Origin of the sequence: Streptomyces sp. NPDC051987, assembly GCF_040680735.1 — a bacterium.
Taxonomy (GTDB): Bacteria; Actinomycetota; Actinomycetes; order Streptomycetales; family Streptomycetaceae; genus Streptomyces.
In genome coordinates, this window is the sequence record NZ_JBFAXI010000061.1 from 1 (window position 1) to 20,379 (window position 20,379).

The following is a 20,379-nucleotide window of genomic DNA, read 5'->3' on the forward strand; positions in this document are numbered from 1 at the left end:
CCGCAGCTCAACTCGTGACCTCAACCCCCCCCCGGTGACCGGCCCGGGGGCGTTGCGGGCTTCCACGAGCAGCCCGCAACGCCCCCTATCCACACCCCGCCCCCCAAAGGGCCGCGAGGAACTGCGCGACCAGCGACAACGGCGCCACAGCCGAGAGACAACACAACGCGGCACCGCCCCAAAGGGGCGCGGGGAACTGCGCGACCAGCCACGACGACGCCGCAGCCGGCCGACGGCATGGCACGGCACCGCCCCAAAGGGGCGCGGGGAACTGCGCGACCAGCCACGACGAGGCCGCAGTCGGCGGACGGCATGGCACGGCCCCCTGCTCACCGCCCCGCCCCGAAGGTCTCGACCGTCCACGGCATCCACGGCGTCCGGCGTGGCCGCGCGTCCGGCGTGGCGGCCCGGGGACCGGGCCGGACGGCTGCTTCGTCATGCCGGGCACGCTGCCCCGAGCCCGGACACGCCTCGTCCACCCTCTCACCGAATCCCGTCCCCGAACCTCTCCGCCGGGCCCGAATGCCCCGTATATCCTGCGACGAGATCCACCGATCACGTGTGCTCACCCGAGCCACGCGGATCACCCAGCTCACGCCGATGCAGGCTCCACGGAGAGGCGGCCGCGATGTCCGAGCGACGCCCCAGCCCGGCCGCGAAGAACTCCGCGAACGGCAGGAACGGCCGCGGCACCAGAAGGTCGGTCTGGCGCCGCGCGCTGCCGGCGGAGCCGGACACCGCCGAGCCGCCGGAGCCGGGCTCCGCGTCGGCGGCGGAGACCGGCGAGCCGCCCAGCATCGTGGAGGCGGCGCTGTACAGCGACGGGGTGCGCGTGTCGACACCGGCGACGCTCGCCGAGACCTACCGCGCACTGCGCGACACGCCCTCGGGCATGGCGTGGATCGGCCTGGCCCGCCCCACCTCCGACGAACTCCTCTCCCTGGCCGCCGAGTTCGACCTGCATCCGCTCGCGGTCGAGGATGCGATGGAGGCTCACCAGCGCCCGAAGCTGGAACGGTACGGCGACACGCTCTTCGTGGTCCTGCGGGCCGCCCGCTACCTGGACGCGCCGGAGGAGGTCGACTTCGCCGAGCTGCACGTGTTCGTCGGCCCGGACTTCGTGATCACGGTCCGGCACGGCGCGGCCCCGGACCTCTCGGCGGTCCGCCGCCGCATGGAGGACTCCCCCGACCTGCTCAAGCTCGGCCCGGAGGCGGTCCTCTACGCGATACTCGACGCGGTGGTCGACGGCTACGCCCCGGTCGTCGAGGGCGTCCAGAACGACATCGACGAGATCGAGACCGAGGTCTTCCGCGGTGACCCGTCGGTGTCCCGCCGCATCTACGAACTCTCCCGCGAGATGGTCGAGTTCCAGCGCGCGACCCGTCCGCTCGTCGGCATGCTGCACGGTCTGATGGCCGGCTTCACCAAGTACGAGACCGACGAGGAGCTCCAGCGCTACCTCCGCGACGTCGCCGACCACGTCACCCACATCAGCGAACGCGTGGACGGCTTCCGCCAGGCCCTCACGGAGATCCTCACGGTCAACGCGACCCTGGTCACCCAGCAACAGAACGCCGAGATGCGCGCGCTGGCCGAGGCTGGCTTCGAACAGAACGAGGAGATCAAGAAGATCTCCTCCTGGGCGGCCATCCTCTTCGCCCCGACCCTGGTCGGCACGATCTACGGCATGAACTTCCGGGAGATGCCGGAGCTGCACTGGGCACTCGGATACCCCTTCGCCATCGTCCTGATGGCGATCGTCTGCACCAGTCTCTACCTCATCTTCAAGCGGAAGGACTGGCTCTGAGCAACCGGCCGACGAGGGGCTGCGCCAGGGGAGTCCGGGCAGAGGGCACAGCCTGCCGGTCGCTCGCGACCTGCCTGGCACCGTCTCCTACCGCGCTGCGGAACCGTCGGGGATGTGGGCGGAGCTGATCGTCATCGGGGTGCCGGTGACGGCGATGAGATAGCTGCCCGGCCCATGGCCACGGGAGATCGCCCGGAAACCGCCCTCGGGCGCCACGCGATACTCGGCGGAGGCGTGCGGCGCCAGCACGGCCGGTCCCGAGGTGATCGTCCACCAGTTGGAGGCGCCCTGGCCGGTACGGCTCGCGAAGTGCGGCTGCAGTGCCGTACCGGTGGTGTTGACGGCCCGGACGTCGATGGCGGAGACACCGGCACGCGAGCCGCGCTGGGTGAAGTGCGGCGCGAGGCTCATGCGCAGCGGCGGCGGACTCCCGGCGGCGATCGCGACACAGGCGAGGGCGGGGGCGAGCAGGCCGGCCGCGACGACGGCCTTGGCGCGCCGGCCGGTGAGGCGGGGCAGGCGTGGCTGCCAGGCGGTGGCGAACGCGGCGGCCGGGACGGTCGCGGCGGCCGCCAGCCACAGCGGGGTCATCATCAGGAAGTAGCCGTCCTGGGAGCGGGTGGCGAGGTAGAACGCGAGCCACGGCAGGACGGTGAGAGCCGGGCCGAGCCGCCGGATGAACAGCAGGGTGGCCGCGAGCAGGCCGAACAGCAGCAGCTGGCTGCCGTACGAGTAGAAGTCGAGGCGGCTGCTGCCGTCGGTGAAGTAGTAGGAGATGCCCATCACGCCCTGGCCGTGCAGGATCGCCTTCTGGTCCAGTGGCAGCAGGATGCCGTGCAGCCAGCCGGAGAAGTCCTGGACGGCGAAGTACGCGTTGGCCGCGGCCCAGGTGAGAGCGGCGGTGGCCGTGTAGCGGGCGGTGACCGCCAGGGCTCGCCGGGGGCCGAGTTCGCCTCGTCGGACGGCGTACAGGCCGATCAGGAGGAACGGGGCGAGGAACCAGGCGAGTTGCTGGGCGGCGCAGGCGGCACCCAGGCAGGCGGCCCGCAGGACGCCCCCTGCCCCGAGGTGGCCACCCTCGCCGGTGCCGGGCCAGCGGACCACGACGGCGACGAGCAGGGCGAGGGCCGTGACGGCCGGGTAGCCGGCGTAGGCATAGTGGGGCAGCAGGCCGAAGCCGAGGCAGACGGCCGTACCGGCGGATCGCCAGGGTGCCGGCAGCAGGAACCACAGCAGGACCGAGGAGGCGAGCAGCGCGACGGTGGGGACCAGGGTCGCGGCCGCCGTCGAGTGGAGGACGGCGTGCACCGGTGCAGCCAGCAGGGCGGTCAGCGGCGGATAGCCGTACGTGTAGTCGGCGCCGCCGGACATGGTCTTGGTGATCCCGACGTCGTGCATGTCGAACAACCACGGCCATGCCTGGCCGTAGACCGGACGGCCGTGCAGGATCTGGGCGGCGGCCTGGGAGGTCAGCGCGGCTTCGTCCGTGCCCGTGTGGTCGAGCAGGTAGCCGCAGACCACCAGTGCGACGGCGGTGACGAGTACCGCCGCGTCGACCCTGATCAGTGCCGGTCGGCGCCGTACGAGGAGGGCGAGGACGGAACAGACGAGGATCGAGGCGTAGCAGACGGAGATGACGGCGGCGACCGGCGGACGCGACGCCATCGCGGTCGTCCATGCGTCGCGCGTGCCGATGAACAGGCTGATCGCGGCCAGCAGGGTCATCCCGCGGTGCCACTGCTGGGGTCCGGCGTCCGCGACGCCGACGGCCGAGGCCCGGGTCGGGGACGATGCCGCCAGGTGCGTCGCCGTACGACGACGGATCTCGACGCCCGTTCCGCCGCGATGGGTGTCAGCCAAGAAGTGCCTCCTCTGCCTGGCTCCCGCCGGGCGGCACCACAGGTGGTGGGCCGGCCGGTTCCGCCGGGCCGGAGGCTCGTCCGACCGCCCCGGCACGGAGTTCACGCTCCCGCCGTTCAGGACAGGGACGAACGCACGCCCCGTGTCGATCATCCCCAATTCACCTGGACGTCTACAAGGACGTAGTCGGTAAGCGGTTCGCGTGAAACCGCTCACCGAAGGGTCACCCGTCTCTTACCGCGGGCACGCGGGCGTGAGCGGTCAGGCCCGTCCGGACGCATTCGGTGCTCGTAGGCGAGGATCACGGCGTCGGACACGCCGACGCTCACTCCCTGCGCACTGCCCTTGAGCGGGCTCAGTGCGCGGCGCGGTAGCGGTGCTCGGGGCGTCCGGTGGCTCCGTAGCGCAGTTCGAGGCGGACCATGCCCTCCTTGACCAGGTAGGAGAGGTAACGCTGGGCCGTGGCGCGGGAGACGCCGGTGCGTTCGGCGGCCTCCGCGGCCGACAGGGCGTCGGGCGTGGTGCGCAGGGTCTGGTGCAGCAGGGCGAGCGTCGGCGCGGAGTGGCCCTTGGCGGGGACGCGGGGCACGGCCGGCGGCCGGGCGGCACTGAACAGGGCGTCCACATCGGCCTGGTCGGTCTCCGGGACCGCTCCGAGAGCGTCCATGCGGTGCTGGAGCTCGCGGTAGACGGTGAGCCGCTCGGCGAGGTCGGGCGCTCCGAAGGGCTTCACCAGGTAGCCGACGGCGCCGAGTTTCATCGCGCTCCGCACCGAGGTGATGTCCCGGTCGGCGGTGATCATGATGGCGTCGGGACGGTCGCCGCCCTCGTCGCCGCTCAGCCGGCGCAGCACGTCGAGTCCGCTGCCGTCCGGCAGGAAGATGTCGAGCAGCAGCAGGTCCGGGTGGAGGTCGTGCACCGCGTCCAGCGCCGCGTCCACGGTAGCCGCCTGGCCGACCACCTCGAAGCCCCTCACGCGGGAGGCGTAGTCGCAGTGGATGCGGCTGACCCGGAAGTCGTCGTCCACCACCAGGGTCCGGATCACCAGCGGTCACCCCCCGGGATACCGCCCGGCGCGCCGACCGGCACCGGCGGAACCGCGGTGAACAGGGCGCCCTGCGGGGCCGGGGCGGTGTCGGGCACGGGCAGCGTCACGGTGAAGACCGCGCCCGGCCCCTCGCTGACCGTGATCGCGCCGCCGTGCCGCTGCACGAGCCGGTGGACGAGGGCGAGTCCGAGGCCGCGCCGGGCGGTGCCCCGGTCCGGGCGGGTCGACCAGCCGTCCTCGAAGATCGACTCGGTGGCGCCCGACGGAATGCCCGGCCCGGTGTCGGCCACCTCCACCCGCACCACGTCGACGGCCTCGATCAGCTGCAGCCGCACCTCACAGCCGCCCGGCCGCGCCGGTCCGGTCGTCGAGGCGTCGATCGCGTTGTCCAGCAGGTTGCCGACGATGGTCAGCAGCCGGCGCAGATGCGGCGGGTCCTCGCCCAGCGCGGAGTCGTCGCTGAGGACGATGCGCACCCCGCGTTCCGCGGCCACCGTGGTCTTGGCGACGATCAGTCCCACGAGCAGCGGGTTGCCGATCCGTTCCCGTACCGACTCGGTCAGCGCCTGCTCGGCGCCGGCCGTCTCGACGGCGAACTCGTAGGCGGCGTCGTGGTCGCCGATGTCCAGCAGGCCGGCCACCGTGTGCATCCGGTTGGTGAACTCGTGCTGCTGGGCGCGCAGCGCGTCGGTGAGCCCGCGCACCGAGTCCAGTTCGCGCAGCAGCCCGATGAGCTCGGTCCGGTCGCGCACGGTGACCACGGCGCCCAGTTCACGGCCGTGCAGAGCCACGGGCATCCGGTTGACGACCAGGCAGTGGTCGTCGGTGAGCACACTGATGTCACTCCCCGTCAGGGTGCCGTCCAGGGCGCGGCGCAGCCGCCCGTCCGGCAGGACCTCGGCCAGCGTTCTGCCGAGCGCGGTGCCGAGGCCGAGCAGGTCGCGGGCCTCGTCGTTGACCACCGTGATCCGGCCGTCGGGGTCGAAGGCGACGACCCCCTCACGGATGCCGTGGAGCATCGCCTCCCGGTCCTGCAGCAAACCGGCGATCTCCTCCAGCTCCAGCCCGAACGTCGTCCGCTTGAGCCGCCTGGCCAGCAGGAAGGCGGCCGCCGCGCCGAGCGCGACGGCGATGGCGCTGTACAGGCCGAAGGTGGGCAGCTCGCGCCACAGCTCCCCCAGCACATAGTGCTCGGGAATACCCGCGGAGACCTCGCCGACCAGCTTGCCCGTGGGCCCGTACAGCGGAGCCTTGCCGTTGGCCGACCGCCCGGTCGCGCCCTGGTCGGTACCGACGTGGGGCCTGCCGTCCAGCACCACGATCGGGTCGCCCGTCGGGTCGCCGATCAGCTCCGGGTCGGGATGGGAATGGCGGATGCCGCGCAGGTCGAGCACGACCACGTACGACGCCCCGGACGCCTCGCGGATCCGTTCGGCCACGGCCTGCACCACGGCGCCGCCGCCCCCGAACTCCATGGCGTCCCGGATCTGCGGATCGGCGGCCGTGGTCTGCGCGATGTCCAGCGCCCGCTGCTCGTAGGCGCGGTCGATCTCGCCCCGCTGCGCGAAGGCGAACAGCACGAAACCGATCAGCCCGGTCAGCGCCAGGATGGCCAGCTGGTTGGCCAGAATGCGCGCGGAAAGCCGCCCCTTCCCGCCACGTCCGACCGTGATACGGATGGGTTTCACCAGCGTCCCTCGCGTCTCTCGCCTGTCGTACGGCTATCGGGCCCGGCCCCTGCGCCGTACCCGTGGTGGCGTGATTGTGCCCCCACCTTCGGCTCTCTGCCCAGCCCCGGATCGCTGAGCAGAACGAGCAGAAGTCCGGCTAACACGGCTTACGCGGGATACGGCCGAAACAGCGACGTAACACTCGGCGGCCCCTAGCGTCTGCCTTCCTCGACCCCCGAGGTCAGACCCCCCGAGGTCAGGAAGGAGACAACTCAGATGGCTTTGCGCAACGATGCCGCAGCGAGTCCGGTCGCCGCGAAAGCCGGCCAGGACAGCGCGCGAGTCGAGATTTCCGGACTCACCAAACGATTCCTGACTCCCGCGGGCGAGGTGTTCACGGCACTGCGGGACGTGTCGTTCACCGTGGAGCCCGGCCAGTTCTGCGCGGTGGTGGGCCCGACCGGCTGTGGCAAGTCGACGACGCTGAGCATGGTGTCCGGGCTCGACCGGCCCAGCGAGGGCTCGGTCAGGGTCGGTGGCCGTGCGGTGGACGGCGTCACCGACGGCGTCAGCTTCATGTTCCAGGCCGACGCCCTGCTGCCCTGGAAGACCGTGCTCGGCAACGTGCTGATGGGCCCCGTCTTCCGCGGGGTGCCCAAACAGCAGGCCCAGGTCTCGGCACGCGACTGGCTGCGCCGGGTGGGCCTCACGGGGTTCGAGGACCGCTACCCGCACCAGCTCTCCGGCGGTATGCGCAAGCGCGTGGCGATGGCCGCGGCGCTGATCAACGAACCCCGGATCCTCATCATGGACGAGCCGTTCGGCGCCCTGGACGTGCAGACCAAGGCGATCATGTCGACCGAGCTGCTCGGCCTGTGGGAGCAGATCCGGCCGTCGGTCATCTTCATCACCCACGACCTCGACGAGGCCGTGGCGCTCGCCGACCGGGTCGTGGTCATGACGTCCAGCCCCGGGTCGGTCAAGGCGGTCTTCGACATCGACCTGCCCCGCCCGCGCGGCTCGGTGCAGGAGATCCGCTTCCAGCCCCGCTTCATCGAACTTCAGCACCAGATCTGGGACTCGCTGCGCGAGGAGGTGGAGCGCGCCTACGCACGCACCGCAGGAGGTACGGCATGAGCACGGCGTCCGCAGTTTCCCCCGCTCCCGTCGAGGACGGCGCACAGCTTTCGGCCGCGGCCGCCGCCAGACGCGCTCGCCGGCGTCGCGTCGCCCTGGTGTGGGCCGGCCGGATCGGGCTCGCGGTCCTCGTCGTCGGCGGCTGGCAGGCGTTCACCGCCTGGGGGCTCGTCGACCCGTTCTTCTTCGGGCAGCCCTCCGGCATCGCCAAGCGGCTGGTCGACCTCTTCCGGCACGGCACCGAGTTCGGATCCTTCTACGCGAACATCTGGACGACGATCCAGGAGGCACTCGTCGGCTTCGCCGTCGGGGCGGTCACCGGAGTCGTGTTCGGTGTCGCGCTGGGCCAGAGCCGCTTCCTCGCCGACGTCCTCGGCCCCTATATCAAGATGGTCAACGCGATCCCGCGGATCGTCCTCGGCTCGATCTTCATCGTCGCGTTCGGCATCGGCGTGCTGCCGAAGATCCTGCTCGCCGCGGTGCTGGTGTTCTTCATCGTCTTCTTCAACGCCTTCCAGGGCGTGCGGGAGGTCGACCGCAACATCCTCGCCAACGCCAAGGTGCTCGGCGCCTCCCAGCTGCAGATCATCCGGCACGTCACCGTGCCCTCCGCGCTCACCTGGATCATCGCCAGCCTGCACAGCGCCTTCGGCTTCGCCATCGTCGGCGCACTGGTCGGCGAGGTGCTCGGCGCGCAGAGCGGCCTCGGCCTGGTCATCAAGACCGCGCAGAACAACTTCGACCCCAACGGCGTGTTCGCCACGATGCTCGTCATCTCGGTCATCGTGCTCGGCGCCGAGTGGGTGATCGGCAAGCTCGAACACCGGCTGCTGTCCTGGCGACCGCCGGCCCCCTCCGAGGCGTCCAACGCCCTCTGACCCGGCCCCGCCCTCCCCTCCCCCGCTCTTCCCCGCCTCACCGTCCCACCTCACCGAAGGAATGTGGCCTGCCATGTCCAGACGACCCGCCACCGTTGCCGCGTCTCTCCTCGCCGTCCTCGCTCTCGGCGCGGTCAGCGCCTGTTCCGGCAACTCCGGCAGCACCACCGCGAGCAGCGGCTCCGGCTCCACACCGACGGTCAAGCTCATGGTCGGCGGCATCGACAAGCAGATCTACCTGCCCTACCAGCTCGCCCAGAACCTCGGCTTCTACAAGAAGTACGGCGTCGACGTCCAGCTCAGCACCGAGCAGGACGGCGGTGTCGGCGCCGAGGAAGCCATGGCCTCCGGGCAGGTCGACATGGCCGGCGCCTGGTACAACCACACGATCGAGTTCCAGGCCAAGGGCAAAGCGGTCGAGGACGTCGTCCAGCTCTCCGGTGCACCGGGCGAGCGGGAGATGTGCACCAAGAAGTCGGGGGTCACCTCGGGCGCCGACTTCAAGGGCAAGACCCTCGGCGTCACCGACCTGGGCTCGGGCACCGACACGCTCACCCAGTTCCTGGCTGCCAAGAAGGGCGTCAAGACGAGCCAGTTCCACCGGATAGGCGTCGGTGCGGGCTCCACCGCCATCGCCGCTCTGCAGAACGGCAAGGTCGACTGCGTGATGACGACGCAGCCGACGGTCGCCGCGATCGAGAAGAAGGGGGTCGGCACCTCCGCGATCGACCTGGCCACCACGCAGGGTGCCACGGCCGCGATGGGCGGCGCCTTCCCCGCGGCCAGTGTGCTCGCCCGCACGGACTGGGTGGACGCGCACAAGGACACGGTGCAGAAGGTCGTCGACGCGCTCGTCGCCACCATGCACTGGATCAGCACGCACAGCGCGGCCGACATAGCCGACAAGTTGCCGGCGTCGTTCGTGTCGAACCAGCTGGTGACCAAGGCCGACTACATCACCGCCCTGACCGAGGACAAGGGCCAGTTCCTCCCGGACGGCATCATGCCGGCCGGCGGTCCGAAGACCTCCCTGGCCACGGAGCAGCTCGTCGGAAACGTGAAGGGCTCGGTGGACCTCGGCAAGACGTTCACCAACGACTTCGCCCTGCAGGCCAACAAGACGGAGGGCTTCACGACCACCACCACCCCGGCCGGGCCGACCGGCTGACCGCCACCGCACGGGGCCGCCCAGGTGACAGCACCGGGGCGGCCCCCGGCATGTAACGCGTCCTGACCGCCGTGCCACGTCCGCCGCCCCCGCCTCCCGCGTCAGTGGCGGTCGGGCGGGAGACCGCCGGGCCGCGACGACGATCATCGACGCGCGCCGGCCACAGCACCCTCGCACCGACCGTGACCGCCTGGGCCACCTCGGCTCGGCCGTCCTCTTCGCCGTCGCGATCTGCGTGCCCGCCACGGCCCACCGGGGCGGCGCCCTGGGTGCCGTGCCCGCGTTCTGGACGTCCGCCATCGCCTGCTTCGTCGGCTACCTGGCGGTCTCCCGCAAGGACACCTCCTACAACAAGTAGGACAGAGGCGGGTAGCCTGTACGCGACGACGGCGAGGGAAGGCGGACGGCGAGGTGACGGAGCAAGGAGACGAGGAAGCCCACGAGGCGTCCGGGAGGCGGGCTCGCGGCCAACTGGAGAGCGACGTACTCGCCGCGCTCTGGGCGGCGGACGGTCCCCGGACCGCGCGGGAAGTCCGGGAACGGCTGCCGGGCGACCTCGCCTACACGACCGTGCTCACCATCCTGTCCCGGCTGTACGACAAGGGCATGCTGGTGCGGCACCGCGAGGGCCGTGGCTATGCCTACGAGCCGGCTCGTGACGAGGCGTCGCACACCGCCCGGCGCATGCACTCCCTGCTGACGGGTGGCTCCGACCGTCAGGCGGTGCTGGCCCGCTTCGTCTCGGAGCTGTCCGAACAGGACGAGCACCTGCTGCAGCAGCTGCTGTCCGGGCACGACGACGTACCCCCCGAGAGCCGGCGCTCGCCCGGGAGGCGGTGAGCCGGTGCTGATCAGCGTCTACATCCCGTTCCTCGTCACGGCGGCGCTCGCCGTGCTCGCACCGCCCGTCGCGCACCGGCTGCCCCCGCGCGTGGCGGCCCTGGCGCTGGCCTGCGCCGCGCTGGTGACCGCGGCCGGATGGGCGGGATCCCTCGCCCTGCTGGCTTTCACCGGAGTGGCGCAGATCCCGCAGATCGCCGAGGAGGGCCGCTGGTCCGTCTCCGCGCTGCGCTCCCAGGATCCCGTCTACGCCGTGGTCGCGGCCGTCAGCACGCTGGTGCTCGCGGTGTGTGTCGTCTCCTTCGGCGTGGCCGCCGTCCGGCAGGGCCGCCACCTGCTCCGGGCCCGGCGGGAGTGCGCCGGCCTGCCCGGGGACACGGAGCTGGCCGTACTCGACGACGACGTCCCGCTGGCCTTCGCCCTGCCCGGTTCACCGGGCAGGATCGTCGTCTCCCGGGGGATGCTGCGCCGTCTCGGTGACGCCGAGCGCGAGGCACTGCTCGCCCACGAGCGGGCGCATCTGCGGGGGCGTCACCACGTGTTCCAGAGCGTGTGGCGGCTCACCGCCGCCCTGAACCCGTTGCTGCGGCCGGTGGCCGCCGCGGGCAGTTTCGTGCTGGAGCGCTGGGCGGACGAGGAGGCCGCCGAGCGGGTCGGTGACCGTACGGTCGTCGCCCACGCCGTGGGCCGCGCCGCTCTGGCGTCCGCTGGTGCGTCCCGTCCGGCGGCGCTGGCCGCGACCGGCGGGGTGGTGCCCCAGCGGGTACGGGCCCTGCTGGCCCCGCCGCCCGCCCGTCGCAGCCTGCCCTTGCTGGCGGGCATTCTGCTGCTGGCCGTCTGCTGCGCGAGCCTGGCGAACGCCGCCTCGGACAGCGACCGCATGCTGGACAGCGCGCAGTGGGCGCTGTGCAGGGCACACGCCGGTAGCGTCACCGCCGCCGCGCCGACCGGCCACGACGACGCGCCACGGCACGGACCGGACGGCTGCTCTGCCGCCCCTGATCGTCCGGAGCACGGAGAGCGGCACTTCTGATCCGCCCGGCGCGCCGGTTCTCACCCCGCCGGGCGAGAAGGCCGTTGCACGGGCGGGCGTGAGCCTGATGCCGGCGCCCGCTTCCGCGCGAGATGCCGGCAGGCCCCGCTGCCTGACGGGGGGTCACCGTGCGTCCCCGGCCGAGGCTGCCTGCCTGGCCGGCTCCGTCGTGGTGGTGAGGGGCTCGGTCGTCAGCAACGGGCGCAGCGGCCCATGAGTCAGGGAGCGGACCAGCGGGGTGGCCCAGCGGGCCAGTGCCGAGCTGACGAGGTAGGCGACCGGGAGGGCGACGGCGGCAGAGCCGAGGACGTCGTGCGGGTAGTGGGCGCCGACGTAGACCCGGCTGAAGCCCTCCAGTACGGCGAACATGGCGGCGACGGCGCTCAGCCGGCGGTCGAGCAAGAAGAGCGCTGCCACGGTCGCGGCGGCCACGGTGGCGTGCCCGCTGGGGAAGGCGTAGTCCGAGGGTGCCGGGCAGCTGTCGACCAGGTAGGCGTGCGGCATCGAACGGCAGGGCCGCACCTCCGCGACGAGCTTCTTGACGACCTCGGCGGCGGCGAAGGCCGTCAGAACGGCGACCGGCGCGGCCAGCGCGAGGGTCATCGCCCGCGGGCCGCGGCGCCGTGCGGTCCACCAGCCCGCGATCATGAGCATGGCGAAGACCCCGAGCCCGAGGTTGGTCCACACCTCCATGGGCGTGTTGAGCCACTTGGTGTCACGGGCGAAGTCGGTGACCGAGGTGAACAACGAGCCGTCGATGCCGGATCCGTCGAGGGCCAGTTGCGCGGTGGCGGCCGCGGCCATAAGGCAGAGGTCCTTCCGTCCTTGTGCGCGCGTCAGGTGCGCACGGGATGAGCGAGCGGCCACGGGGTTCGGGCTCTGTCACCGGTCGCCTCTCGCTCGCGAGGTGACGTGCGAATGACATGGCGGCGATGTCAGGGTGACCACCGGACCAATCTACTACATCTTGTAGGTGCGAGAAGGGCGGGCCGTCCGGCCGCACAGCGCGACCGAGGTCGGGCGCTGGCAGGTGACGCCCACAAAGCCCCTCCATCTGAACCTGATCCCCGGGAGGTCGCCCGGCCACCGACGCCGCACCCACACCCCGAACCCCGTCGGCATCGCCCGCGGATCCTGGGCCGCCGCACCGGCGAGGAGGGCTGCCGTCACCGGCGCCACGACTCGCCCGGCGACCGTCAACTTCCTCTACACGTTGTAGTAATTTGACCGGCACCCACCCGGACGGCGGCACTCGAAACGCCTCCGGACACCCGCCCCGCGGCGATCGTTTCCCAAGTCCTACATCATGTAGTAGCTTGCCTTCTCGGCACCACAGCGGTCGAGACGTGGTCCTGGGCCGCGCGCAGGCGCGGCCTCGGCCTGCCCGCAGCGCCGTCCGGGCCGGGCACTGCCCGGCGTGCCCCGTAGCCCATCAGGAGGCGATCCACCGTGGTCCACCGTCACGACATGGTGCCGGAGCCGACGCCCTCGCCGTCCGCCGCACCGCCGCAGGGCGGCGCCGGGCGGATCGCGATCATCTCGGCCGGTGTCGGCGCGGGACACGACGGTGCGGCAGCGGGGCTGGCCGAGCGGCTGACCGAGCACGGGTACCTGGTGGACCGGCACGACTTCCTCGACCTGCTGCCCACCGGTGCGGGCCGGCTGCTGTGCGGTACCTACCACCGCATGCTGACCTGGACGCCGGAGGGCTACCAGCGCCTGTACGCGGCCACCGACCGGGCCGCACGCCCCGGCGCGCTGTGGCGGGCCCTGTTTCGCGCGGCCGAGCAGCGCACCCTGCGGGCGCTCGCGCCGGACACCCGCGCGGTCGTCTCGACCTACCCCGGCGCCAGCCAGGTCCTCGGCGCACTGCGCCGGCGCGGCAAGCTGACGGTGCCGGCCTTCACCTACCTCACCGACTTCTCCGTCCACACCCTCTGGGTCGCCCCCGGCATCGACGCCCACCTGGCCGTGCACCCGGTGCCGGCGGCCCAGGCCCATCTCCAGGGCGCGGCCGCCGCCACGGTCGTCGGTCCGGTCACCGACGCGCGCTTCACCCCGGCCACCGCCGGGCAGCGGACCGCCGCCCGTGAGCGGTTCGCCCTGCCCGCGGACGCTCCCCTGGCCCTGCTGGTCGCCGGGTCGTGGGGTGTCGGACCGGTGCGACGGGCCGCAGCCGAGATACGGGAGACCGGAGCCGCGGTACCCGTGGTGGTGTGCGGCCGCAACGAGGGCCTCGCGGAGGAGCTGCGCCGGGACGGCGTCGCGCACACTTTCGCCTGGGTGGACGACATGGCCGGGCTGATGCACGCCTGCGACGTCCTGGTGCAGAACGCGGGCGGGCTGACCTCGTTGGAGGCGTTCGCCGCCGGGCTGCCGGTGGCCAGCTACCGCTGCATACCCGGCCACGGCCAGACGAACGCCGCCGCCCTGGCCGAGGCGGGCCTGGCGGCCTGGATCCGCGACCCGGCGGACCTCGGCCCGGTGCTGGCCGAGCTCCTCCACGGGCCGCGCGGCCGGGCCCAGCGGGCGGTGGGACTCGACCTGCACCGCCTGGCCCCCGGACCGGTGACCGCCATCGCCGCCAGAACCGGGCCGCCCCCCGCGCCGGACGCACAGCCCGTGGCGCGGCGCGTCACCGGCCGACGACGGATCGCCCTGACGGCCGTCACCGTGGCCGCCACGGCCTGCCTGGGCGTCGCCGCCCCGCTCGCCCACGCCTACACCGAGACGCCCGCCCGCTTCACCGCCGTCGCCCACTACCTGGACGGAGACGGACGATGACCCCGGCCCGCCTCGCCCGCGCCACCGCGCTCGCCTCCGCCGCGGCGGTGCCCGCGCTCGCCGCACTGCACGCGGCGCCCGTCATCTCCACGTTCGGGCCGCTGCGCAACGCGGCCATGCCGCGCCTGGCCGGCCGAGGCCGGCCGGATCACGTCGCGCTCACCTTCGACGACGGCCCCGACCACCTGTCCACCCCGCGCTTCCTCGACTTCCTCGACGCACGCGGGCTGCGGGTCACCTTCTTCCTGCTCGGCTCGATGCTGGCCCGCTCACCGGGGCTCGCCAAGGAGATGGCCGCGGCCGGGCACGAGGTCGCCGTCCACGGCTGGCACCACCGCCCGCTGCTGCTCCGCGGTCCCCGCGCCGCCTACGACGACCTCGCCCGCGCCCGCGACGCGGTGGCCGACGTCACCGGCAGGCCACCCGTGCTCTTCCGGCCGCCGTACGGGGTGATGAGCACGGCCGCTCATCTGGCCTGCCGACGCCTCGGCATGACCCCGGTGCTGTGGACCTGCTGGGGCGAGGACTGGCGCAGGCGGGCCACCCCGCGGTCCGTCGAGCGCACCGTCCTGAGTGACCTGCGCGGTGGCGGCACCATCCTGTTGCACGACTCCGACTGCACCTCCGCGACCGGCTCCTGGCGCACCACCCTCGCCGCGCTGCCGCGCATCCTGGGCACCTGCCAGGAACGCGGCTGGCAGGTCGGCCCCCTCCGCGAGCACGGTGTCCCCGGCCTGCACTGCGGCTGAACGCTCCCTGAGCCACACTCCGGGCCTCGGACGACCCGACGGCTCAGGGCCGCCCGCGGACGCCTGTCGGCGTCGGTGTGCTGCCCGTCGGCGTGGGTGTCGGTGAGGTGTTGCCGCCGGTCGTGCCGCCGAGGAGGCCGCCGCCGGTACCGGCGGTGGTTCCGGTCGTGTCGGTCGGGCTCGGGCCGACACAGTGCTTCCGGTGCCCATGACACGGTGCGGTGGTGGGGGTCGGAGTGACCGGTGCGGTCGGAGTGGCCGTGGGGGTGCTCGGGGCCGCGGAGGCGGAGGGCGTGGGCGAAGGGGCGCCGTGTTCGTCCGTGGACTGACCGAGCTCGGGTGCGGGCGGGAACTGCTGGACGGGTTGTCCCTGGAGGGCGGCGTTCATGTAGCCGGTCCACACCTCGGTGGGCATGTCGGCGCCGAAGACCTTGGCGTAGCCGCCGACGCCCTGCATCGACCGGAGGCCGGCGTTCTTCGGGTCCTCCTTGAACATACTGACGGCCGTGGTCAATTGCGGGGTGTAGCCGATGAACCAGGCGGACTTGTAGTCGTCGGTCGTGCCCGTCTTGCCGGCCGCCGGGCGGCCCAGGGCCTGGGCGTTGGTACCGGTGCCGTTCTTGACGACGTCCCGCAGGACGTCGGTGACGGTGTCGGCGGTCGAGGAGGGCATGGCCGTGGTGCCCTTGGGCTTGTCGAAGCCGGTCAGTTGCCGCCCGTCGGCGACGACCTTGGTCACCGAGTACGGCTCGTGCTGCACCCCGCCGTCGTCGAAGGTGGCGTACACGTCCGCCATCCGGATCGCCGACGGTGTGGAGGTACCGATGTAGAAGCCCGGGGTGTCGTACTGCAGGCTGGTGCGCAGGAGCCCCGCCTTCAGGGCCTCGTCCTCCACGTTGTGGTAGCCGACGTACTCGCCGAGCTGGACGTAGGGGGTGTTGACCGACTGCTCCATCGCCTTGCGCAGGGTGATGTAACCCCACTTCGTGGTCACGTCGTTGCGCTGGTGCAGGAGCCCCGTGGGGTCGTTCGCGTCCGGGAGCTCCTGGCCCTGCTGGTTCTTGATGGTGATGCCGTCGTCGCCGTCGAACTTCGAGGCCGGAGTGATCGGTGAGGCCGGCTGCCCCGGGGAGAGGACGGCGCCGTGGTCGAGGGCGGCGGCCAGGTCGACGGGTTTGAAGGTGGAGCCGACCGGCACGCCGGTCGCGTCCGCGTTGTCCGTCCAGTGCCCCTTGTTCCAGCCGGGGCCGCCGTACAGCGCGACGATCGCGCCGGTGGACGGATCGATCGACGCCGCGCCGACCTGGACGTCCTTGTCGGCCGTGCGGTGCTTCGGATCGAGATGCTTCCGCTCCATCGCCGCGACGGACATCGACAGGGCACTGACCTTCTTCTTGTCGAAAGTGGTGTAGATCTGGTAGCCGCCGTGGCCCAGCTGCTGGTCCGTGAGGGACGTGTGGGCCTCGACGTACTTCTCCGCGGTCTGCACCAGGTATCCGGTCTGCCCGGCCATGCCCGCCGACGGCGCATACGGCTTGGGCGTGGGGAACCCCGCCGCGAGGTACTGCTGCTCCTGGGCGGCGGTGATCTTGTGGATCTTGGCCATCCGGCTCAGCACGTAGGTCCAGCGGGCCTCGGCCTGGGCCTTGGCCCGGGGATCGGTGTCGGCGTGCATCAGCAGGCTCGGCTCGTTGACCGTGGCGGCGATGAAGGCCCCCTGGCTGACGCTCAGCTGGAAGGCGTGCACGTGGTAATAGGTACGGGCCGCGGCCTCGATGCCGTAGGCGTCCCGGCCGTAGTAGCAGGTGTTGAGGTAGCCCTGCAGTATCTGCTGCTTGGAGAGCTGGCCGCCGATCTTGAGGGAGATCATGATCTCCCTGAGTTTGCGGGTGACCGACTGGTCCTGGCTGAGGTAGGTGTTCTTCACGAACTGCTGGGTGATGGTGGACCCCGACTGCACCTCCCCGCCCGTGGCCATGTGGTAGACGGCGCGGAGCATGCCCTGCGTGTCGACGCCCGGGTCGGAGTAGAAGGTGGCGTTCTCCGCGGCCAGGAAGTCCCACTGCACCAGCTTCGGCACCTGGGCGAGGTCGACGTTCTGCCGGTCGGTCGCCCCCTGGGTGGTCATCACCGAGCCGTCCGACCAGTAGTAGGTGTTGCTCTGGGCCTGGGTACTGGGGTTCGCGCCGGGAATGGTCGTCGTGGCGTAGGCGTAGCCGAACAGGCCCAGCAGGCCGGTGACGAACACCAGGAAGGTGCCGGACACCAGCTTCCACGACGGCAGCCACCGGCGCAGGCCGCGTCTGCCCGTGCGCGGGTAGTCGATCAGGCGACGCCGGCCGGCCCGTCCGGCGTCCGTACCTCGCGCGCGCTCCGCGCGGCGGGCGCGCCCGCCGCGGGACTGCGCAGCCCTGCGCGCCGCGGCCCGGCCACCGTGGTGCATGCCGTCGGATCCTGACGGTGCGGTCCGCCCCGACGGTCGGCGCCGGTGTTCGCTCATTCTCGCCACTCCTCAGTCAGCACCCCGCCCCGAGGTCTCCTACATGTTGTAAGAGTAAGGTGCTCCGGCACCACGCACGCAGCCGCCCCCTGGTCCGGGGCGTGCGGCGGCGGGACGCCGTCAGAGGTCGGGCCGCCGCTGCCTCCTCGGCCGGACCGGAGTACCGGTCGAGCTGGTCACGGGTGCCCGTGCTGGGCCGCGGACGCCCCCTCGGGTTCGGCTCGCGAACCACACGGAGAGCGCGAGCGCGGTGATGAGCGAGACGCCGCCGCCCAGGCCCAGGGTGAAGCGGGCTCCGAGAGCGTCGGGCACCAGGCCGACCAGCGGTGCGCCGACGGGGGTGCCGCCGAGGAGCACGAGGAAGCAGACGGACAGCACGCGGCCCCGCAGCGGCGGGTCGGCATGGAGCTGGATCAGCGCGTTGGCGGTGGTGGTCACGGTCACCGCGGCGCATCCGTCAGACGCGAAGGCGGTGGAGCGGATCCGCCCGAAGGGATCAGAGGCGCCGCTGATCAGACACGTCCGCGGTCCACGGGGCCTGAGCCGACTCCGAGCCGGTCCAGGACCTGACAGGCCCGGGCAACCCCGTCCTCGGCTTCCAGGTCCCGGCCGAGCCGGCGCGCGGTCTCGGTGTAGGGGGCATGCTGGGTGAGGGCGTGCAGGCGATCGACGAGGGCGGCAACGGTGAGCCTACAGACCGGCAGAGGCGTGGGCCCCGCGCCGAGTTCGTGCACCCGTGCGGCCCAGTAGGGCTGGTCTCCGAAGAACGGGCAGACCAGGGAGGGTCTCCCGGCGCGCAGTGCCGAGGCCGTCGTGCCGGCTCCGCCATGGTGGACGACGGCGGCCATCCTGGGAAACAGCCAGTCGTGGGGGGTGTCGTCGACCACGAGGATGTCGTCCTCGCTGGTGGCGGGGTCCCCTGGCAGCACTCCACGCAGGTTCGCCCGACGCAGGGCCGTCCGTACGAGGGCGTCGGTCGCCTCGGGGTCGCCGGTTTTCATGCTGCCGAATCCGACGTAGACGGGCGGGGGGCCGTCGGAAAGAAAGGCAAGCAGTCGCCGTGGTGGGGTCCACAGCGGTTGATCATGGTGCCAGAAGCCGGTGACGTGGACGTTCCGTCCCCAGTCGGACGGCCTCGGCACGACAGTGGGGCTGAACGCACACAGCACGGGGGCTTGGCGAACCGGCCGGAAGGGGGCTGACAGGGACAGCTCCGGGAGGCCCAGACTCTCCCGGCGCCATGCGTTGACGAACCGTCGGAACACCATCCAGGACCCGAAGTCGACGGCACTGAAACTGAGCCGGTTGCCCACCCCGCCCAGCATCCGGGCAGCCGGCGCGAACGGATGCGGGAAGACCTTCGTGGGCTGGCTCGGCTGGAAGTGAATGACGGCGTGCGGGACCTGGAGGTACTCGCTCAGATGAAGACCGAGAAAGCTGAAGGTCGGTGCCAGAACCAGGTCGGCTCCCTTCGCGCCGACCTGCGTCTCCTCCAGCATCGACATCATGCGGGGTCGTAGGACCCGGTCCATATGCCGGATGAACGCCACCGGGTTCCGTCGTCCGGCGAGGAGTTCCTGCCCTTCGGCCGACTCGACGATCTCCACCGGGTCGACCGGAAGGGGATGAAGTTCGAGGCCCGCCTCAGCAATCAGACGCCGGTAGCGGAGACTGGCCAGGATCCTCACCGTGTCACCCCGACGGAGAAGTGCTCGCCCCAGGGCCAGGCAGGGCTGGACGTCGCCGCGGGATCCCGCGGCGAAAATCACCACTGTTCGCATGAAATCACAGCCCGATCGACTTCATGACGGACGGCCAGATGCTGTGCAACTCTGCCTCCCAGTACGGCCAGGAATGCGTCCCCGGCGTGTACAGATGCGTCGTGACGTCGACCCCTTCAGAGCGAAGCGACGTCGCGAATCTTTCGATCTGCCCCGACAGTGGTGCCTCTCCCAGGATGCTCACCAGCACGACATCGGCGGGGCGTCCCGTGTCCAGCGGTCCGGTCTGACTGCTGCCCGCGGAGAGATGGATGTGCACCCCGCGGAAGGCACGCGGCATTGCAGCAGGGTTGTGTGCCCGCCAGACGTCGGCGTTCTTCACCGGGTCGCCCCAGACACGTTTGATGTCGATACCTTCCCTCGCGGTACCAAGGGCGAGTTCCAGCCGCACGGCAGGGTCGTTCAGATCCACGTAAGAACTCATTGAGGCCACGTACCGGAACATCCTCGGGTTGTGCGCGGCGTAGTTGAGTGCGCCGAAGCCCCCCATTGACACTCCCACGGCGGCTCGTGAGCGGTTCGCCCGGAACTTCTCCTCCATGAGCCGCACGAGTTCGTGAGTGTGAAATGATTCCCAGCTGGCAGCACCGGCGAACCAGTTGCTGTAGTAACCGTTCTTTCCGGCATCCGGCATGACGACCAGCACGTCAGAGTTCTTCGTCAGCGCCTCCACGTCTGTCTCGCGTGTCCAGGACGTGTAGTCGTCGTCACCGCCGTGGAACATGTACACAACCGGAAAGGTGGCTGTCGGCTCTTCTCTCCAGTGCACGGGAAGAATGACGCGGACCGGGATGGACATTCCCATCGTCGGGGAACTGACCACGAGATCACGCATTCGCTCGTCAATGAATTTCATGTCAGTGACGCTGGCCTCCGCATGGGGAGGCGAGGGCGAGGCGCCCGGTTTCCACTCAGCCGCTTGCGCCTCGGTCGAGAGAAGAGCCGCGGCGAGCCCGAGGCAGACCAGATTCCTTTTCGCGTACTTCAGGAGAGTGACCCACACGGGTAGGATCATGGCTAAATATGTTGATCACCACCAGAAGACACCCCGGCCACCGAAGGGCAAGTGGCCCGAACAGCCGAGTGACATGCGGTTGCGCCTGTTCCACGGGGGAGGCTGC

Annotated in this window: 17 protein-coding genes; 9 read left to right on the top strand and 8 right to left on the bottom strand. The window is 71.4% G+C overall.

All coding sequences use genetic code 11. The features are described from left to right. The first annotated feature begins 628 nt into the window (after window positions 1-628). The gene (locus AB0M11_RS27855) at window positions 629-1,810 is read left to right on the top strand and encodes a magnesium and cobalt transport protein CorA (RefSeq protein ID WP_365710160.1); all 1,182 of its coding nucleotides are present in this window, start codon (window positions 629-631) and stop codon (window positions 1,808-1,810) included. Window positions 1,811-1,897: 87 nt separating this feature from the next. Here the strand turns inward: AB0M11_RS27855 and AB0M11_RS27860 are convergent, their stop codons facing one another. From AB0M11_RS27860 to AB0M11_RS27870, 3 genes are all read right to left on the bottom strand, one after another. Further along, entirely contained in the window at window positions 1,898-3,670 is a 1,773-nt protein-coding gene (locus AB0M11_RS27860) for a hypothetical protein (protein WP_365710162.1), read from the bottom strand. 355 nt (window positions 3,671-4,025) lie between these two features. Continuing rightward, complete coding sequence (locus tag AB0M11_RS27865; RefSeq protein WP_365710164.1) at window positions 4,026-4,715, bottom strand: response regulator; 690 nt, start codon at window positions 4,713-4,715, stop codon at window positions 4,026-4,028. Next, window positions 4,712-6,406, bottom strand: a complete 1,695-nt coding sequence (locus AB0M11_RS27870) for a sensor histidine kinase (RefSeq protein WP_365710166.1) — start codon at window positions 6,404-6,406, stop codon at window positions 4,712-4,714. Before AB0M11_RS27870 ends, AB0M11_RS27865 begins: the two co-directional genes overlap by 4 nt. A 258-nt stretch (window positions 6,407-6,664) precedes the next feature. Here AB0M11_RS27870 and AB0M11_RS27875 point away from each other — a divergent pair, with 258 nt between their 5' ends. From AB0M11_RS27875 to AB0M11_RS27900, 6 genes are all read left to right on the top strand, one after another. After that, on the top strand, window positions 6,665-7,525 hold the full coding sequence (locus AB0M11_RS27875) for an ABC transporter ATP-binding protein (protein WP_365710168.1): 861 nt from the start codon (window positions 6,665-6,667) through the stop codon (window positions 7,523-7,525). Then, on the top strand, window positions 7,522-8,403 hold the full coding sequence (locus AB0M11_RS27880; protein ID WP_365710170.1) for an ABC transporter permease: 882 nt from the start codon (window positions 7,522-7,524) through the stop codon (window positions 8,401-8,403). The genes AB0M11_RS27875 and AB0M11_RS27880 overlap by 4 nt, the downstream gene beginning before the upstream one ends. A gap of 73 nt (window positions 8,404-8,476) precedes the next feature. Then, window positions 8,477-9,571: an ABC transporter substrate-binding protein gene (locus AB0M11_RS27885; protein ID WP_365710172.1), complete on the top strand. Its 1,095-nt coding sequence runs from the start codon at window positions 8,477-8,479 to the stop codon at window positions 9,569-9,571. Window positions 9,572-9,806: 235 nt separating this feature from the next. After that, complete coding sequence (locus tag AB0M11_RS27890; RefSeq protein WP_365710174.1) at window positions 9,807-9,929, top strand: hypothetical protein; 123 nt, start codon at window positions 9,807-9,809, stop codon at window positions 9,927-9,929. A 53-nt stretch (window positions 9,930-9,982) separates the two neighbouring features. Beyond that, window positions 9,983-10,411: a BlaI/MecI/CopY family transcriptional regulator gene (locus AB0M11_RS27895; protein ID WP_365710176.1), complete on the top strand. Its 429-nt coding sequence runs from the start codon at window positions 9,983-9,985 to the stop codon at window positions 10,409-10,411. A gap of 4 nt (window positions 10,412-10,415) precedes the next feature. Beyond that, window positions 10,416-11,444 carry a M56 family metallopeptidase gene (locus AB0M11_RS27900; protein WP_365710178.1) on the top strand — a complete coding sequence of 343 codons (1,029 nt, stop codon included), beginning with the start codon at window positions 10,416-10,418 and terminating at the stop codon, window positions 11,442-11,444. A 123-nt stretch (window positions 11,445-11,567) separates the two neighbouring features. On the opposite strand, the gene AB0M11_RS27905 is transcribed toward AB0M11_RS27900, so the two are convergent. Further along, complete coding sequence (locus AB0M11_RS27905; RefSeq protein WP_365710180.1) at window positions 11,568-12,248, bottom strand: phosphatase PAP2 family protein; 681 nt, start codon at window positions 12,246-12,248, stop codon at window positions 11,568-11,570. Window positions 12,249-12,893: 645 nt separating this feature from the next. On the opposite strand from AB0M11_RS27905, the gene AB0M11_RS27910 reads away from it, so the two are divergent. Next, window positions 12,894-14,228, top strand: coding sequence for a UDP-N-acetylglucosamine--N-acetylglucosamine transferase (locus AB0M11_RS27910; RefSeq protein ID WP_365710182.1), 1,335 nt, complete (start codon window positions 12,894-12,896; stop codon window positions 14,226-14,228). Further along, entirely contained in the window at window positions 14,225-14,977 is a 753-nt protein-coding gene (locus AB0M11_RS27915) for a polysaccharide deacetylase family protein (protein WP_365710184.1), read from the top strand. The genes AB0M11_RS27910 and AB0M11_RS27915 overlap by 4 nt, the downstream gene beginning before the upstream one ends. 43 nt (window positions 14,978-15,020) lie before the next feature. Here AB0M11_RS27915 and AB0M11_RS27920 read toward each other — a convergent pair whose 3' ends face one another. From AB0M11_RS27920 to AB0M11_RS27935, 4 genes are all read right to left on the bottom strand, one after another. After that, a complete protein-coding gene (locus AB0M11_RS27920; RefSeq protein ID WP_365710188.1) occupies window positions 15,021-17,477 on the bottom strand; it encodes a transglycosylase domain-containing protein in 2,457 nt (818 codons plus the stop codon). A gap of 120 nt (window positions 17,478-17,597) precedes the next feature. Beyond that, the gene (locus AB0M11_RS27925) at window positions 17,598-17,921 is read right to left on the bottom strand and encodes a hypothetical protein (protein WP_365710190.1); all 324 of its coding nucleotides are present in this window, start codon (window positions 17,919-17,921) and stop codon (window positions 17,598-17,600) included. 68 nt (window positions 17,922-17,989) lie between these two features. Next, entirely contained in the window at window positions 17,990-19,258 is a 1,269-nt protein-coding gene (locus tag AB0M11_RS27930) for a glycosyltransferase (protein ID WP_365710191.1), read from the bottom strand. 4 nt (window positions 19,259-19,262) lie between these two features. After that, window positions 19,263-20,261, bottom strand: a complete 999-nt coding sequence (locus AB0M11_RS27935; protein WP_365710192.1) for an alpha/beta hydrolase family protein — start codon at window positions 20,259-20,261, stop codon at window positions 19,263-19,265. Window positions 20,262-20,379 lie beyond the last annotated feature (118 nt).